This is a genomic window from Altericista sp. CCNU0014, from assembly GCF_044923475.1.
GTDB lineage: Bacteria > Cyanobacteriota > Cyanobacteriia > Thermosynechococcales > Thermosynechococcaceae > JAAURS01.
Map to the genome: position 1 here is coordinate 938,093 of NZ_CP137338.1, position 16,264 is coordinate 954,356.

A 16,264-nucleotide genomic window follows, 5' to 3' on the forward strand; every position below is an offset into this window, starting at 1 on the left:
GCAGATCCATCGGTAACAGACAAGCAAGCTTCAAGCTGCTGCCCTATACCCTATATAAGAACAGCAGCCAAAAAATGGGCTTAAGCGGCGACCAATGCCGGAGCTGCGGCATCTTCTTGGACCAACGCCGCACGAATCGCATCCACGTTTTTGCGGGCATCTCCAAACAGCATCAGCGTGTTGTCTTTATAGAACAGCGGGTTGTCCACCCCAGCGTAGCCGCTCGCCATACTGCGCTTCATCACGATCGTCTGTTTGGCATTCCAGACTTCCAGGACGGGCATTCCGGCAATGGGACTGTTGGGATCTTCCAACGCACTGGGATTGACCGTGTCGTTGGCTCCGATCACCAGCACCACATCGGTTTTCTCAAAATCCTCGTTGATTTCATCCATCTCCAACACGATGTCGTAGGGCACGCTGGCCTCAGCCAACAGCACGTTCATGTGACCGGGAAGCCGTCCTGCCACCGGATGGATGCCAAAGCGAACCGTCACCCCGCGATCGCGCAAAATCCGCGTAATATCCGCCACTGCGTGTTGGGCTTGAGCTACAGCCATACCATAGCCCGGTGCGATGATGACGCTGCGGGCATTCTTCAGCAGCTCCACCGTGTCATCGACGGTGGTCGAGGTTGCTTCGCCTTCAATGGCCTTAGCAGGGCCGGAGGTTTGACCCGTGCCAAACCCGCCTAAAATCACGCTAATAAACGAGCGATTCATGGCGCGACACATGATGTAGCTCAGGATTGCCCCGCTGCTGCCCACTAAGGCTCCTGTGATAATGAGCAGGTCATTATTGAGCATGAACCCTGCCGCCGCCGCCGCCCAGCCGGAATAGCTATTGAGCATGGAAATCACCACGGGCATATCCGCCCCGCCGATCGCCGCCACGAGATGCAGCCCCAACAGACAGGCGATCGCCGTCATAATCAGCAGGGGTTGGAGTCCAGCAGGGGTATCCGCGCCCATGAACTGCACGCCCAGTACGGCGGTGCCGACCAAAAAGCCGATATTGAGCAGGTGCCGACCGGGCAGCATCAGAGGTTTGCTGCCGATGAGTTCGCGCAGTTTGGCAAAGGCCACCACGGATCCGGCAAAGGTAACCGCTCCAATGAACACGCCCAGGTAAATTTCGATTTGGTGGATCGTGGCTTCCGCCCCGGTCAGGCTGGCTTCCTCGCCGAGGTAGTTGCCAATGCCGACCAACACGGCGGCAAGCCCTACAAAACTGTGGAGGATGGCAACTAATTCCGGCATGGACGTCATGGCCACTCGCGAGGCTAAGGTTGCCCCAATTAAAGCGCCGGGGACAATCATGGCGGCGAGGGTTGCATACCCTGCGATATTGACGTTACCGTTCAAAGCCGTTGCCAAGAGGGCGATCGCCATGCCGATAATGCCAAACAGGTTGCCTTTGCGGGCGGTTTCTTGGTTGGAGAGCCCGGCGAGACTCAAGATAAATAAGGCGCTGGCTGCAATGTAGGCAACTGTGACGAGACTGTTGTTCATAACGTGCTGATACTCTTCAAACTGCTGTGGCGTCTGTAATGCTTAGAAGATTTAGAATTACTTGCGGACTCTCATCCCCCTCATCCCAACCCTTCTCCCAAGGGGAGAAGGGCTAATTCAATATTGCTCCCCTCGCCCTTTGGGAGAGGGGCTGGGGGTGAGGGGCATCCGTCTATCTACCTGCGGAACATGTTCAACATGCGCTGCGTGACCCAGAACCCTCCGGCAATGTTGATGGTGCCGACTAGAACGGCGATCGCCCCTAACACCGTCGTGGCAGAAGTTAGCGGCCCTGAAATTTGGAGCATCCCGCCCAAGATGATGATGCCGCTGATGGCGTTGGTCACGCTCATGAGGGGCGTATGAAGGGCAGGGGCCACGTTCCAGATCACCTGCCACCCCACAAAGCAGGCCAGCACAAACACAATAAAGTGGGATAAAAACGACTCCGGTGCGCCTAAGCCAATGCCCAAGAGCGCTAAGCCCATCAAGACAATCCAAATCCAGCCGCTGGATTTCTTCTCAGGTTTTGCTTCCACGGCTGCCGCAACTTTTGCTGGGGCTGCGGGAGCAGGGGTAGCGGGCTGCGGCGGGGCGGCTGGTTTGGGGGCAGGCCAGGTCAGCTTGCCATCGTGCAAAATCAACGCGCCGCGCACGACTTCGTCGTCGTAGTTAATGGCGTAGTTCTCCGAACCGCCCATGTCCTTGAGCAGATGGCACAGGTTGGTGCCGTAGAGTTGGCTGGCCTGGTTTGCCATCCGGCTGGGTAAATCCGTCAGCCCCACAATTGACACATCATGGTAGCGATAAATTTTGCCCGGTTGCGTGACTTCGCAGTTGCCGCCTTGTTCTGCGGCCATATCCACAATCACAGAACCCGCCTTCATGCTCTCCACCATTTCGCGGGTAATCAGCTTTGGTGCGGGTTTGCCCGGAATCAGCGCCGTGGTGACGATGATATCCACATCCTTCGCTTGGGCGGCAAACAGCGCCATTTCGGCGGCAATAAATTCGGGACTCATTTCCTTGGCGTAGCCGCCCGCTCCAGAACCATCTTCTTGAAAGTTCAGCTCTAGGAACTCCGCACCCATGCTTTCGACTTGTTCCTTGACGACCGGACGGGTATCGAAGGCGCGGACGATCGCCCCCATGCTCCGCGCTGCACCAATGGCGGCCAATCCAGCCACCCCAGCCCCAATCACCATCACCTTAGCGGGGGGAACTTTGCCTGCGGCGGTAATTTGTCCGGTAAAAAAGCGACCGAACTGGTGGGCGGCTTCGATAATGGCGCGGTAGCCTGCCAGGTTTGCCGTGGAACTCAGGGCATCCATTTTCTGCGCCCGCGTGATGCGCGGCACGGAGTCCATGGCGATCGCAGTGGCTTTGCGAGCGGCAAGCCGATCTAGCAATTCTGCATTTTGAGCGGGCCAGATAAAGCTGATGAGGGTTTGGCCCGCGCGAACCAGTTCTGCTTCGTGAATACCCAAGTCGGGGTGCTGCTGAGGGGCGCGGACTTTGAGGACGATATCGGCGATCGACCAAATCTGTCGCGTATCGGCACAAATGTAGCATCCGGCCTGCGCGTAGCTATCGTCGGAAAAATTGGCGAGAGCGCCCGCCCCAGATTCTATCCAGACTTCAAAGCCCATTTTCTGGAGCACTTGGGCGGTCGCGGGCGTGGCGGCAACGCGCTGCTCGCCGGGGTATATTTCCTTGGGAATCCCCACTTTGAGCGATGTTTTTGCCATCTCCTCCAGGGTTTGATCGGCCTGTGGTGCTGGCTCAACGGCAATGGTCATGGGTGCTCCTTAAGCTGAATACAAATCGTTCGTGAAAATGCGCTAGTGCTTGCCATCCAAGACGTCAGAACGACCTTGGCCCGCAGGCAGCTTTAGCCCGCAGCTTATGCGCATCCTAGACGATCCCAAAACATTAGACCGCGCTTCGTAATGTGTCTTTATTTGAAGGTTAAGATTGATTGTGGATGGTTGCAAAACGTTAATGCATTTGCACTGGTCGGGACTGATGCGCGGGTAAAATGCCTAGCGTTTTGATTGAAGGCTGCCGGGGAATTGCCCGATACGGCAAAGGTTTAGGGCGATCGCTGCAAACTTAACGAGTAGTGACAAAAATTTTCATCTTTGCAATATCCAAGGGATTGGTAAAGCGATCGAGCGGCAATGTTGGAAGTTTGAGTTGAGAGAATGATTTGGACGGCTCCTGTTTCTCGCGCAAAGTTCTCTGCCGCACTCATTAGCAACGTTGCAGCGCCTTTCTTGCGGTGGACTTCTCGCACGAATAAATCGTTCAAAATCCAAACCCGTTTCATTGACACTGAAGAAAGACTAGGAAAAAGCTGGGTAAAACCAAGCATCGATTCATCGTCGCGAATTGCAAATACAGTGGAGTCGTTTTTCTGGAAACGCTCTCCCATAAAAGCTCTAGCAGCTTCGAGATCTGAGGGCTGGTCGCTTAGTGGTGCAGAAAACTTTTTATGCTCTGCTTGAAACAAGCGTTTGACTCTAGACATGGCTCTGAAACCTTGACTTTACGTTAGTTTTTAGCCATATTCTCAATAAGCTTGAATTTATGAGAATCTTTGCTCTGTAAAGGTTTCACGAGTTTTCTATGCCACTAAGAGATTACCCTTACTACCTTTAAGATATTTGCCACGATGTAATCCTCCTCCTGCCTACGCCTCTCTCAAGAAACAAGATGCTATGAACACTCGCATTGAGTTTGCCAAGGTAACTGTTCTCTAAAGCTTTTAGCACCCTTTGAATTTTCTGCACCACCAAGGAGGCTGACATAAAGTTACTTTCTATGAAGGAATTTAAGCATTACATTGAATGCCTATTTCCGATATCTCTCTTTTTGTTGATTAGCAATCCTTGTCTGGGAAGGCATTGACGAGTTTTCTGCACCACTAAGGTCACAAAAATTATCCCAAAAGCAATATCAGCAATGAGCTAGACGATTATTTTAGGCATCTTCGATCGTGATAAATATGCAAAAAAATTAGATTTTTTGCACACTTTTAATGGTGACATCTTCCTTAAGTTGCATATTCAATGATTTATACAAAGATGTTTGCGTTCGGCGTGAAAATCCCCATATAAAAACCGCTGCAATTAAGCCGAGCATAACCCATTCAGGAGTTATTAAGTTAGGACTCAAAACCCTGAGTAACAAGCGCAGTCCAACCAAGACAACTGCAACATATCCAGCATCTTCTAAATGAGTAAATTCTTGCAACCAGTGAATGAACAATCCTGCCAAAAATCTAAGTGCTATTACTCCAATCGTTCCACCTAAAACGATTAGCCAGAGTTCTTGAGAAATTGCAATTGCCGTAGTCACACTATCCAAAGAGAAAGCGAGATCCGTCAAAGCAATCAATGGAATGATCTGCCAGAGTGATTTAGCTGGTGCACTATAGTGTGTATCATCTGATCTATCTGTTGTAAAATATTTCCAAGCCAACCAAAGTAAATAAACTGCTCCTGCAAGTTGAAATTGCCAGAATTGTACAATCCAGATTGCACTTAGAATCAAGAGCATTCGAAGAATGTAGGCTAGCCCTAGTCCAATATTTAGGGCACGTTTTTCCAGTATTGGATTCTGTAATGTTCGGGTCAATGTTGCCAGTGCGATCGCATTATCCGCAGACAGTACTGCCTCCATTGCGACTAATACAAGCAACAAAAATAATGTTTTAATTCCGATATTGAAAGAAGAATCGAAGATTTGATCTAGCATTAGTTTGATTTAACCTCCTAATTAAACAAACACGATTAATTAGTGTCCCAAGGCGTTCGCTACTCCCAAAAAACTCATCCAAGAATATCAGAATCGTAGAAATCTTACATGTGCCTGGGATTCAGCAGTGAAAATGAGGGACATTAATTATGATAAAAATTGAGAACCTAACTAGGAAGCTTAGTTAGCCATACTGTTAATTTTGCACTCTGCCACGCCATAATTCCACCTTTCAAAACGTAAACTTCGCAGTAACCTCGTTTAATCAGTTGTTGAGCTGCACTAAAACTTCGCTGTCCAGTTAGACTGGTTATTAAGATAGGTTGATGTATAGAAATATCCTTTAGAAAGACATCAATACTCAATCGTTTTGCACCTGGAATCATACAGGTCATAAATTTTGGATTTTGTACATCAATCACAAGCATATTTGTGCGGTTAAGCCTAACCTCATGTGATGTCAGCAAAATGGGCTTGATACTTCGTTGAGTCATAATTGTTTGAGATGTCATGCAGGTTCTCCCGATCTTTATTAATTGACTAAAATTCTGACTTAGAGAATCTAGATTTATGGCGGGAAGATTAATTCGATAATAATAATGCAGATAAACTCATAAAGTTGAATCATAAAATGTGAATCCATGATTAATTATTTTAACGTTTTTGGCTGCTATATTTTTAATTAAATTAAATTGCAGTAACAATCAGATCGTAATTCAGTAAGATTTTAATATTAAATATTTTGCCGGAAATAATCTACAGAATTATGAGTTTATTGATACGTAAAGATAACTTCATTATCTGACGACTACAAAAAATTCACTAAATAGTACAAAAAATAGTATCCATATTTGAAGATACCAAGGAGTTAAAACACAGCTTATTACAAAGCTAGCAAAAGCCACAAACAGCGCAAATATTCTAACCATTTCCTCTTTTGTGAATTTGGCAAGATAGATTGCAAAACAAGCAGCTACAAATGGTATAAGAAACATCATGGCGTGTCAGTAAATGAAAATGGCGTTCAAAGAGATAATAGCTTGCTGATAGAAGAGAGCTTATAATCCCAAAGTCACGAGTTTCAATAAGTCTTTTTTAGGGTGGGTTAACCTATTTTTCTGTAAAACTTTTCTAGAAAGTATTGCTCCAAGCAATGGCATTTCTTGCCAGCAACTTCTACAGAACCAATAAATTCTTTGATCCTTTAAGTGCCGCAGCAATAAATAAGAGCAGCAGGGACAAATTCTTGAATCAGATCTCTCGATCTGTCGCTGTAAATTTACCATTATCAAAACTCCTACTTCAAATGAGGTTACTCAAGTTGGACGAGTCAAGATCTAAACAGATGCTGACCGCCTTACCATGAGATAGACTGATTGATTTAAAGCTGAAAGGGTTAACGCTACTAATTGCAATGAAAATTGGAGAAAAAACTAAATACTCTGAACTTGAGGATTTGCAAGAACTGTCTCAAAATAGTGAAAGGAGCAGTTGTTTTGATTGATACCCTCTTCCCGGCGTCAGATTAGTAAAATGTTCAAAGTTGAAAGAAAATATTGGGATAATGTTCAAGTGTTCATGAGTATCAGTATCCATGATTCTATGAACTCTATTCTTCTTATTTCCATTGAATGTTTTTAGTCAGTAGTCGTTGCTTGTTCTCACTATTTTGAGTCTAGTAGTTGAACAAGAAAACCATTGAACCCATCGCTAGGAGTATTCCAGAAAGTCCGATGAACTCTGTTTTAGCCTTAGAAAGCACATAAGCAGGTTTCAGCCAAAACTCTAGAGATCGAGTAATTGCAGGCATTACAAACCATGTAAGAATAATGGTCGTAACAAATAAGTTGATCAGCATCGAGTTAGCAAAAGACCAAGACTGCATAATGCCCAAAGATTCAAAAAGTTTCGATTGAAGAAACACGATAGGATATAGTCCTAAGACAACAATTAGCGCTTGCTTCCAAGCTGAAGGGCCTAAACTGGTCATTTCATTTCCTGATTGATGAGAAAACCAACCTTCCAGACCTGTAGTAAATGATTTGAAACGATAGCTCTCAAAAAATTGTTGCCCAATTTTCATGATTTCTGTGCGATCTTTTGAAGTCAACCAGTCGTCAAGATGATTGGGTGAATCGAAATGCATTACTGAATACCATTTCAGCACACCATTTTTGCATTCCAAGGGTGCAGGTAGATCGATTCGAACAAATCCCTGATATTTCTGAATGTTACGTACTAAAGAGTTATGCCACCGTCGAAAAGCAAGTTTTTTACTTTTTGGAACAATGTGTTCAATCACGGCACTCGAATAAAAGATTTCATCTTTCTCTTGATAAGTCGCCAACATGACTTCTCGATTCCTTTCTCAAAACAGTAGTAATGGCAAAATTTTGATTCAATATCTTTTAAGTTATCTCTCTACTTGTGGAGATAACTCTTTTACCTAAAGATATAGATGCTTTTATTTCAAAGCATTATCAAAATTGATAGCTAGTTTTAGATTGAAGCAATCTGAGTTAATCAAATGCTCCAATCAAAAAATCAGTCAATAAAAATCTGCATCAGCAGTACGCCCGGTGCCGATCGACAATTGCGGAAGCTTTTGTAAAACCAGCTATCGATCGCAACATATATTTATGCCGATCAATAGCTGCAAGTACATAGTTTGCAGCAGAAGTTTATTAGAAATAACTCAAAAGTTTAGGCTCTGAAAGAAAAGCGCGCCAAACAGTGCCTCAATGAAGCGACAGAAGCTTTTGCTTGACGGTTCTTTCCCAGTATTGAGCAGTGAAATGGTCAGGATTCGAGCTGGCGGGAGAACTTGAGTCTTCACTCAAGCATCGGAAAACATCTACATTCATGTCTATTCACGTTTTTGCGTTTCATTCTTACGTCAACATTTATTATTGTATCATAAGAGACAGTATTTATGACAAATATGCTGATACTGAATCCGAGAATCTCTCGTGGCTGAGGTGCGTGACATTCATTACGCAATCCAAGAGCAACCGAGTCAATGGGTCGTGCCCGAAGATCGCCGTCACCTTCAAGGGTATGCCGAAATACTAGGGGCCATCGGTGGTGTGCCAAATCTGTGGAGGCGTGATATTTGCCTGTTCATAATGAATCCGCCCAAAACTGAGCATTAGCTTGCTGCTCGCGAAAAACTATAGAAGCGACGATGTAAGTCTCGTACTTGCTCGGCCAAGTCGGGAATCGGACCCTCTACCACGAGGCTTGGAACGACCTCGTGAATGGGTAGACTCTGGACAGGAGATCCCGGAACCCCTAACTCGGCAAGCCAAGCAGACAGTTGCTTGGAAGAGCTGATGTACACAATACGTCCTAGCCCAACCCAACCGTGAGCGGCAGCACACATCGGACAATGCTCTCCGGAGGTAAAAACGGTCGCCGCTGCTCTTTCCTCAATAGTCATGTTCGTTGCCGCCCAGCGTGCTAAAGCAAACTCTGGATGGCGAGTTCGATCGCCGGAGCCAACATGGTTCCGTTCCTCAGCGAGAACGGTTCCGTCAGCAGTGACTAGCACAGAGCCAAATGGCTCATCTCCTGCCTCCAAAGCTTCGGTTGCCAGTTCTACGCAGCGGTGCAAATTCTGCAACTCAGCGTCGTTCATTGTTGGGGTCTCCTAAAGTTGTTTCTTGCGTTCTCTCAAGCCTCTATCGAGCGTTTCGCTTTGAATCTTTGGCCTGAAGGGGTGAGGAAGGTTGCTACAAGGCAGACTGGATAAGCTCTATCGCCCTAAGTCCCCTGAGATAATACTTGTAATTGTTGCGATTGAGTTACATTAGCTGAGCGACCTCGTCGGCGCAGTAACCTTGAAAATTGAGCCAGCTTTGCCCCTGCAATCCAATGTAAAACCGACTGTGATGACGCATCGTCCGATCTGCAAACAAGCACAGAGCCTACCACAAAATCAACAAAAGCAGACGTTAAGATAGACAAGAGGTCGGATAAACAAGCTAAACTATTGAAGCTGAACGGTAGCACAAAGCGATCTGTGGGTTGATGGGCCAGTACAACAGAGCGACTCGATCGTGTTGTCATCCACAAACGTTTTCACCCATAGACGTTAGGTACCGACCCCCTGAAAATGATGACGAATCAGGGCTTGCACATTACTTTTCGTTGTTGAGAGAATCTTTCCCTATGGGACTTCCTATTGTGGCCGTTGTTGGCCGTCCGAATGTCGGTAAATCCACCCTTGTCAATCGCCTCACGGGCATGATGGACGCTATCGTCCACGACGAACCCGGCGTCACCCGCGATCGCACCTATCGACCTGCCTACTGGTGCGATCGCGAATTTATGGTGGTAGACACGGGTGGCTTAGTCTTCGATGACGAAACCGAATTTTTGCCCCTGATTCGACAGCAGGTGATGACCGCGCTGGCTGAAGCGAGTGTTGCCATTATGGTGGTGGATGGCAGAGAAGGGGAGATGGATGCAGACGCAGAAATTGCCCAGTGGCTCCGCCAGCAGAAAGTCCCCGTCGTCCTAGCCGTCAATAAGTGCGAATCGCCTCAGCTCGGACTGGCCCAAGCTGCTCAGTTCTGGAATTTAGGTTTGGGAGAACCGTTTGCGCTCTCAGGCATCCACGGCAACGGAACGGGCGAGCTGTTGGACCGGGTGTTGGTTCACTTGCCTCCAACGCCAACCGAACCCGAAGAAGAAGAAATTAAGGTGGCGATTATCGGTCGCCCCAACGTGGGTAAGTCCAGCCTCCTGAATGCCTTTGTCGGAGAAGAGCGCTCCATCGTGAGTCCCATTTCCGGCACCACGCGGGACACCATCGACATGGTGGTCGAGCGGGACGGCAAGCGCTATCGGCTCATCGACACGGCAGGCATTCGTCGCAAAAAGAATGTGGAATACGGCCCCGAGTTTTTTGGAATTAATCGAGCGTTCAAGGCAATCCGCCGCTGCGATGTCGTGTTGTTTGTGATCGATGCGGTAGATGGTGTCACGGAGCAGGAACTCAAGCTGGCAGGTCGCATCATCGAAGAGGGCCGCGCCTGTATTTTGGTCATCAATAAGTGGGATGCCATCGAAAAGGACAACGACACGATTTACGAGTACGAAAAACTAATCCGCGATCGCCTCAACTTCATGGACTGGGCGCAGATTATTTTTGTGAGCGCCAAGACCGGGCAGCGGGTCGCCAATATTCTGGCCTTGGTCGATGCCACCAACGAGCAGCATCAGCGTCGCGTCAGCACGTCTGTGGTAAATGAAGTGTTAGAAGAAGCGCTGAGCTGGCACACGCCCCCCACCACTCGGCAAGGGAAGCAGGGCAAGATTTACTATGGCACTCAGGTCAGTACCAAACCGCCCACGTTTGCGCTGTTTGTGAATAACCCTGCCGTGTTTAAGGATAACTATCGCCGCTACGTCGAGCGCCAATTCCGAGAGGTGTTGGGCTTTGCCGGAACGCCGCTCAAGATCTTTTGGCGCGGCAAGAAGGTGAGAGAGGCCGAGCGCGGCGGTACTGCTAATCGTGCAACCCGCGTTTAGTCAAGCAACATCGACGATTTCATAATGAATGGGCGGTGAGGGACTCGAACCCCCGGCAACCTCGGTGTAAACGAGACGCTAGGGAGTCTATATCTATTGCTATGAAAGGCTTCTAGGCATTGTCAATAAACAACGGGGTAAAAAACGGGGTAAACTCCCCAGCGATCGCAGTTTTAAGAGTCTGACAATTTCCGCTCTAGCGCCACGACTCGATGGCGTAAATCCAGGATGTCCTGCTGGATATCCAGGGAGTCGCGCTCTCGATTGATGCTGTACCCAACGAGCTGCTCGATCCTCCGGTCTGTGGCCTTACCGTGTTCCAGGAGTGCATCCATTGCAACCAGGGTTTGCTTCTGTGCTTCCTTCAGATCGCCCAGCTCAGCTTCAAAGCGTAGCTGACTGCCCTGCAATTCCCTTTGTACCGAGAGCAACCCCTCAATGGACTGCTGAATCTGTTCCGGTGTCATGACGCATCCCCCTGATGGAGCAATCCATCGCGTTGAAGTTTTTCGGCGATCGCAGCTCGAATGAACGCGGAACGATTGGGCAGCTTGCGCAGTATAGAATCAGTCGAGACCGGAAGCCTGACCTGAAAAGGTGTCGGAGCTAATTTTTCGATACCATCGTCACGAGTGAATCGCGTGTCTAAAAACGCTTTGGTTAAAACAGGGTTGGAATTTGTCATGGCTAATGGCTGCAAGCTGAACGATCGACCGTCTTATATCCTATTATACCTACATCCCCAGTATTGTAGGGAATAAGGGTTTTGTTGTTTTTGAGTTCGACCTTGCAGCGTAGGAGCAATGTGGAATTTAGGAATTGCCTAAATCTCCTGAGGCCTTACTAGCAATAGTTTCAATGTTTCCCCAACCAATGGGCGGTGAGGGACTCGAACCCCCGACAACCTCGGTGTAAACGAGACGCTCTACCAACTGAGCTAACCGCCCTTGTGCATTGTTAATGCGGATATTACTATAGCAAACATTAACTGCCTTTGAACAGTCTTTTCCAATATCTCCAACATGCCAAGCGGTGCCACCCACGATCGCATCACGCTCGCGAGCTTGCCCGTCGTGAGCGGCCTTACCCTCTTAGCGAGTCGCGACGCCAGCATCACCCTCAGCTTAGCGGGCAGCTTTTTATTTAGCGGCCTCATGTTTGGGCCGGATTTAGATATTTACTCCGTACAGTTTAAACGCTGGGGCATCCTGCGCTGGATTTGGCGGCCCTATCAAAAAAGCATGCGCCACCGCTCCTGGCTCTCCCACGGACCGATCGTCGGCACGATCGTTCGGTTAGCCTATTTAGGCCTCTGGGCAGCATTGCTGGGGGCCGTTTTCATTTGGATTGCAACCTTGAATCGCTGGTCGCTCTGGCCTTGGCAAGCTATCAAAAGCCAGCTCCAGCAGATCGCACTTCAATATTGCTGGCAGGGGCTTGCCATTTTAATCGGACTAGAATTGGGGGCATTGAGCCATACGTGGAGCGACTCGATCGGCTCGACTTGGAAAAAGTGGCGGAAATCGCATCGAAAGAGTCGTCCTTAACGTTTCTATGAAAATGTCTGGGGTACGATGGGCTGATGAAGAACTTATCCGATCCACCCTTTCCTATGAATATTCTGGATGGTAAAGCAGATCTTGAAGTCATCCCAGCGTCTCAACTGTCTAGAACACCAGCTCCGTTCTGCTGTCCCGTGTTGGTCACTCAAATTGAAGGTCGCGAGCACTTACAGCAATTGGTGGATTGGCTCTCGGCGCAAGGGCGTCTTTCTCAGCCCCTAACCCTCATTTCCCCAAGCAACGGTCAAACCCTTACTCATTCTGGCTCAGAACTTCTCACCTTAGACGATCGCGTATTTCCACTTCAGGCTTACGTCTCTAGCCAACGCTCGAATCCAGCGATCGCCCTCCAGAGCTTGGCCGACGTAGTCGCCCAGCTGCGCGATCCAGAAGGTGGCTGTCCGTGGGATCTAGCGCAAACCCCAGAAACCCTCATTCCTTATATCATCGAAGAAGCCTACGAAACCGTCGATGCCATTCGGCAGGGCGAACCAGGGGCGATCGTCGAAGAACTAGGCGACCTGCTCCTTCAGGTTGTACTGCAATCTCAGATTGCCAGCGAAACCCAGCAATTCTCCCTCGCAGACGTTGCCGACGGCATTACGCAAAAGCTCATTCGCCGTCACCCCCACGTTTTTGGCGAAGTTCAGGTCAAAGATATTGATGAAGTCCATGCCAATTGGGATCAGATCAAAGCCGCAGAAAAAGGAGAATCCCACGCGCAGCAGAACTTACTCAGCAACAAGCTAGAGCGCTATGTGCGACGTTTGCCGCCCTTAATGGCAGGACTCAAACTTTCAGAAAAAGCCGCCTCCGCTGGATTCGAATGGCCCGATATGGATGGCGTGTGGGCTAAATTCTACGAAGAGTTAGCCGAATTTCAAGAAGCACTCCTCAAAGGCGATCGCTCCGAGCAAGAAGCAGAGTTGGGCGACCTATTGTTCACCTTGGTCAATATCGCGCGCTGGTGTCAAATCGATCCGGCTGCGGCTATCCATCTTACCAATCTAAAGCTGATCGAACGCATCCGCGCGATCGAGCAACAAACGGAAAAACCTTTCCCCGAGCATTCACCTGAGGAGTTAGACGAACTCTGGCAAGCAGCCAAGCACGCATTGAAATCCTAAGGCGTACCTTGAAATAGGCGATTTCTAGAAAAGAGAACACCGAGTCGTAGGGGCGCAAGGCCTTGTGCCCCTACAGAATGCTTGGAAATTTCCTAACTAAAAGGGAATCGATACACCAACTCCCACCGCTGGTTCATTTTGCTCCCTTACCCTAAATTGTTGAAATACAGACGCCCCAACCCGATTCGTAACGAATAGCTCAAAACTAGGCTTTGCTAGCGAATCGCCAAAGTCAAACCCTAATAATTGAGAGGGAGTCCACCGCACCGCGAAATTCCAAGGAATTCTATCGGCAAGACGATTCCCAATAAAAGCATTTCCATCTCCCGCGACGTTAAAACCGACTTCGCCTAAAAGACTGACATCCTTGACAATTTGCACCGAACCGCCCGCAGTGATACCAGCAACTGAAATCCCGCCTCTTTGAACAAAACCGATCGTTGGAGTGGCCCATACAGCAGTACCTGTCCCGATCTGATACTGCAAAGGCACTGAAAACGTCGCGACAATCAGTCCTCTGCCGGTATTCAAACTATCATCAAAAAAGTAAATGGGGACAGACTTGTCTACGCCTTGTAGGGCAAAGCGATCGGCCTGATTGTTCGTCAAGTTAAAAATAGGCTCGTTTGCCAAACCAAAGGTTACTACCCCACTTGCTGTAAATAACGCACCTTTGGCCTGATCGAGAAAACGCACCTTGGCCGCAATACCAGACTCAGATTCGTCTACATTACCGAAAACATAGTCTAGGTAAATACCCAGTTCTAAATCTCTCAGTAACCCGTAGCGTCCCGCAGCCATGATGCCGCCGCTACCTGCCTGGACTTGCAATAGTACCTTGCCTGCGGGTACAGTACCACCATCAAAAAATCCAAGTCCATCCGTTGTTAATGGACTATCTTCTCGATTAAACTGCCCTTTAAAGTTATTGGGATAATTCTCGCGGTTGGCAGGAATAATGCCCGGCATGAAGACTAGATTCGCCCCAAATCCAAAGTTTTCATTGTCGGCGGTCAAGGCGAGGGGGCCTAAGGAGCCAAACGTATTGGTTGCATAGAGATCGATCCCCAAACGAGGGTTGACGAGATAGCGAATCCCGGCATTAATGGCCAAAGTTTTTTCAGGAAGGCCGCTATTGCGGCTAACGCTGTTATTCCCGACAAACGGAAAGAACGCTTCTCCCCACAATACCAATCTGGGATGAACTTGAAACGAGATCGCACCTGTCAACCCAAAGTTTGTACCAAAGGAGCCAGGGTTGGCCGTGGGAAGGCGATGTAAGAATAAAGCGCTGTCTGCGGGAAAGAATGCAAAAGTGGGAGAGATGGTTAGATTTAATCGATCGTTAATTTGAGTGGTGAATGGAAAAGCCAACCCTGGAACAATTCCATTTCCCTTTCTGACAATATCCCCTGTGGCTGGGCTGTTAAAGATAAATCCTGGCTCAGTAAAACCTGCCAGTGATATCACCCCGCTCAGCGCTTGGGTTTTCGATTTATTTTCCCAAATTTTCTGCTTGAACTCTACGCCAAAATCCCAAGTAGGGGTAGAGTCTTCTACAAAAATACTAAATGCTCCCTGGCGTTCAATGGATACCGGATCGGTATTTTGGTAAGCCACGGCCAATTCCGAACTATTGGTAATACCCCAGCGAATTCCCCCGCCCGACCAAGTGGGAGAGCCACCCGTTCTTGTTGCAGAGGACGAGAACACATCATTCGTGAAAAAGTAACGCTGCCTGAAGTCGAAGACGACTTCGCCGCGTTTGAGATGTTGGGCAGTTGGGAGTTGGTTTGGGATTTTTGCGATGGGGCTATCTTCTGCTTTGAACTTTGTATTTTCTAAAACGTCATCGGCCTTTTCTGGATTCTGTCCGCTTCCAGGCGCGGTCTGTGCGGTTCCGGGCTGTTGCGCTAAAGCGGTTTGGGATAGATTGGAACCTGTAAAATTAGCATCTTTAAGCGTAGCGGTCTGCAAATTTGCGCCCGTCAGATCGGTTCCGCTGAGGTTCGCTGCGGTTAAATTGGTATGGCTTAAATTGGTGCCGATCAGCTTTGCTTTTTCTAAATTGGCTTGACTTAAGTCCGCGTCTCCTAAGTTGGTCTTGCTCAGATCTGCGCCGCTGAGGTTTGCACTGGGGAGGGTTGCGTAACTAAAGTCTGCCCCAGCAAGGTTGCTGTCCGTAAGGTTCGCACCTGCTAGGGTTGCACCTTTGACGTTGGCACCGCTGAGATTGGCACCCGACAGATCGGCATTCGATAATTTAGTTAAGTATAAATTTGCGCCGCTTAAGTTTGCATTTCTTAGATTTGCGCCACTCAAGTCTGCGTTTCCGAGATTTGCGCCGCTCAAGTCGACATTACTAAAATCTTTGCCTTTTAGATCGGCATTGCTAAAATCGCATCCTTTGCAGATCCGACTGTTTTGAAGCTGCTCGATCGGAGCAGAGGTTTGGGCATAGGTAGGGTTAGCCCAGCTGACGAATGCTAAAACACCGAGCGCTGCAATTCTTGCCGATTTCATCTATTTTTGATACTCCCCAACCATAATCAAAAGTTTTATCACGATAAACTCCCAATAGCACACCACTTTTGCTATTGGTTAGCGCTGTTAAGCCAAAATCATTCTTGGTTTTGCTTTATAGTATTGTCCTGGTCGTCAAAAGGACGATCTGAAGAGGCCTCGCTTTTTGCGATGCCGCACTTGGGCGTGCATTTAAGGCTTATCGCCCTTTAAAATTCAACTTTTCGATTCAAAGAATCGGATTGGA

At 48.3% G+C, this 16,264-nt stretch carries 13 protein-coding genes, 1 tRNA gene and 1 pseudogene; 4 read left to right on the forward strand and 11 right to left on the reverse strand.

Going from position 1 to position 16,264, the window contains the following annotated elements:
• Positions 1-80 precede the first annotated feature (80 nt).
• The 3 genes from pntB to R6H26_RS04755 all read right to left on the reverse strand — a co-directional run bounded on the left by pntB (position 81) and on the right by R6H26_RS04755 (position 4,041).
• Positions 81-1,511, reverse strand: a complete 1,431-nt coding sequence (gene pntB, locus R6H26_RS04745; RefSeq protein ID WP_404788787.1) for a Re/Si-specific NAD(P)(+) transhydrogenase subunit beta — start codon at positions 1,509-1,511, stop codon at positions 81-83.
• Between the two features lie 176 nt (positions 1,512-1,687).
• Entirely contained in the window at positions 1,688-3,310 is a 1,623-nt protein-coding gene (gene pntA / locus R6H26_RS04750; protein WP_404788789.1) for a Re/Si-specific NAD(P)(+) transhydrogenase subunit alpha, read from the reverse strand.
• Positions 3,311-3,603: 293 nt separating this feature from the next.
• Positions 3,604-4,041 carry a GNAT family N-acetyltransferase gene (locus tag R6H26_RS04755; protein WP_404788790.1) on the reverse strand — a complete coding sequence of 146 codons (438 nt, stop codon included), beginning with the start codon at positions 4,039-4,041 and terminating at the stop codon, positions 3,604-3,606.
• Positions 4,042-4,150: 109 nt separating this feature from the next.
• Here R6H26_RS04755 and R6H26_RS04760 point away from each other — a divergent pair.
• Positions 4,151-4,273 (forward strand): annotated as a pseudogene (locus R6H26_RS04760) (IS4 family transposase); the annotation flags it as partial.
• A gap of 256 nt (positions 4,274-4,529) precedes the next feature.
• On the opposite strand, the gene R6H26_RS04765 reads toward R6H26_RS04760, so the two are convergent.
• From R6H26_RS04765 to R6H26_RS04780, 4 genes are all read right to left on the reverse strand, one after another.
• Positions 4,530-5,270: a TerC family protein gene (locus tag R6H26_RS04765; protein WP_404788792.1), complete on the reverse strand. Its 741-nt coding sequence runs from the start codon at positions 5,268-5,270 to the stop codon at positions 4,530-4,532.
• A gap of 167 nt (positions 5,271-5,437) precedes the next feature.
• Positions 5,438-5,782: a rhodanese-like domain-containing protein gene (locus R6H26_RS04770; RefSeq protein ID WP_404788794.1), complete on the reverse strand. Its 345-nt coding sequence runs from the start codon at positions 5,780-5,782 to the stop codon at positions 5,438-5,440.
• A gap of 1,163 nt (positions 5,783-6,945) precedes the next feature.
• Positions 6,946-7,620, reverse strand: coding sequence for a hypothetical protein (locus tag R6H26_RS04775; RefSeq protein WP_404788796.1), 675 nt, complete (start codon positions 7,618-7,620; stop codon positions 6,946-6,948).
• 798 nt (positions 7,621-8,418) lie between these two features.
• Positions 8,419-8,907 carry a nucleoside deaminase gene (locus tag R6H26_RS04780; protein WP_404788798.1) on the reverse strand — a complete coding sequence of 163 codons (489 nt, stop codon included), beginning with the start codon at positions 8,905-8,907 and terminating at the stop codon, positions 8,419-8,421.
• A gap of 533 nt (positions 8,908-9,440) precedes the next feature.
• Here R6H26_RS04780 and der point away from each other — a divergent pair.
• Entirely contained in the window at positions 9,441-10,805 is a 1,365-nt protein-coding gene (gene der / locus R6H26_RS04785) for a ribosome biogenesis GTPase Der (protein ID WP_404788800.1), read from the forward strand.
• Between the two features lie 173 nt (positions 10,806-10,978).
• Here the strand turns inward: der and R6H26_RS04790 are convergent, their stop codons facing one another.
• The 3 genes from R6H26_RS04790 to R6H26_RS04800 all read right to left on the reverse strand — a co-directional run bounded on the left by R6H26_RS04790 (position 10,979) and on the right by R6H26_RS04800 (position 11,752).
• Complete coding sequence (locus R6H26_RS04790; protein WP_404788802.1) at positions 10,979-11,272, reverse strand: hypothetical protein; 294 nt, start codon at positions 11,270-11,272, stop codon at positions 10,979-10,981.
• Positions 11,269-11,490: a hypothetical protein gene (locus R6H26_RS04795; RefSeq protein WP_404788804.1), complete on the reverse strand. Its 222-nt coding sequence runs from the start codon at positions 11,488-11,490 to the stop codon at positions 11,269-11,271. The genes R6H26_RS04790 and R6H26_RS04795 overlap by 4 nt, the downstream gene beginning before the upstream one ends.
• 189 nt (positions 11,491-11,679) lie before the next feature.
• Positions 11,680-11,752, reverse strand: a tRNA-Val gene (locus R6H26_RS04800).
• 75 nt (positions 11,753-11,827) lie between these two features.
• Between R6H26_RS04800 and R6H26_RS04805 the strand changes: the two genes are divergently transcribed.
• Together R6H26_RS04805 and mazG are read left to right on the forward strand one after the other, a co-directional pair.
• Entirely contained in the window at positions 11,828-12,352 is a 525-nt protein-coding gene (locus tag R6H26_RS04805) for a metal-binding protein (protein ID WP_404788806.1), read from the forward strand.
• Between the two features lie 356 nt (positions 12,353-12,708).
• On the forward strand, positions 12,709-13,494 hold the full coding sequence (gene mazG, locus R6H26_RS04810; protein ID WP_404791208.1) for a nucleoside triphosphate pyrophosphohydrolase: 786 nt from the start codon (positions 12,709-12,711) through the stop codon (positions 13,492-13,494).
• A gap of 96 nt (positions 13,495-13,590) precedes the next feature.
• Here the strand turns inward: mazG and R6H26_RS04815 are convergent, their stop codons facing one another.
• Positions 13,591-16,017 carry a pentapeptide repeat-containing protein gene (locus tag R6H26_RS04815; protein WP_404788807.1) on the reverse strand — a complete coding sequence of 809 codons (2,427 nt, stop codon included), beginning with the start codon at positions 16,015-16,017 and terminating at the stop codon, positions 13,591-13,593.
• Positions 16,018-16,264: the final 247 nt, after the last annotated feature.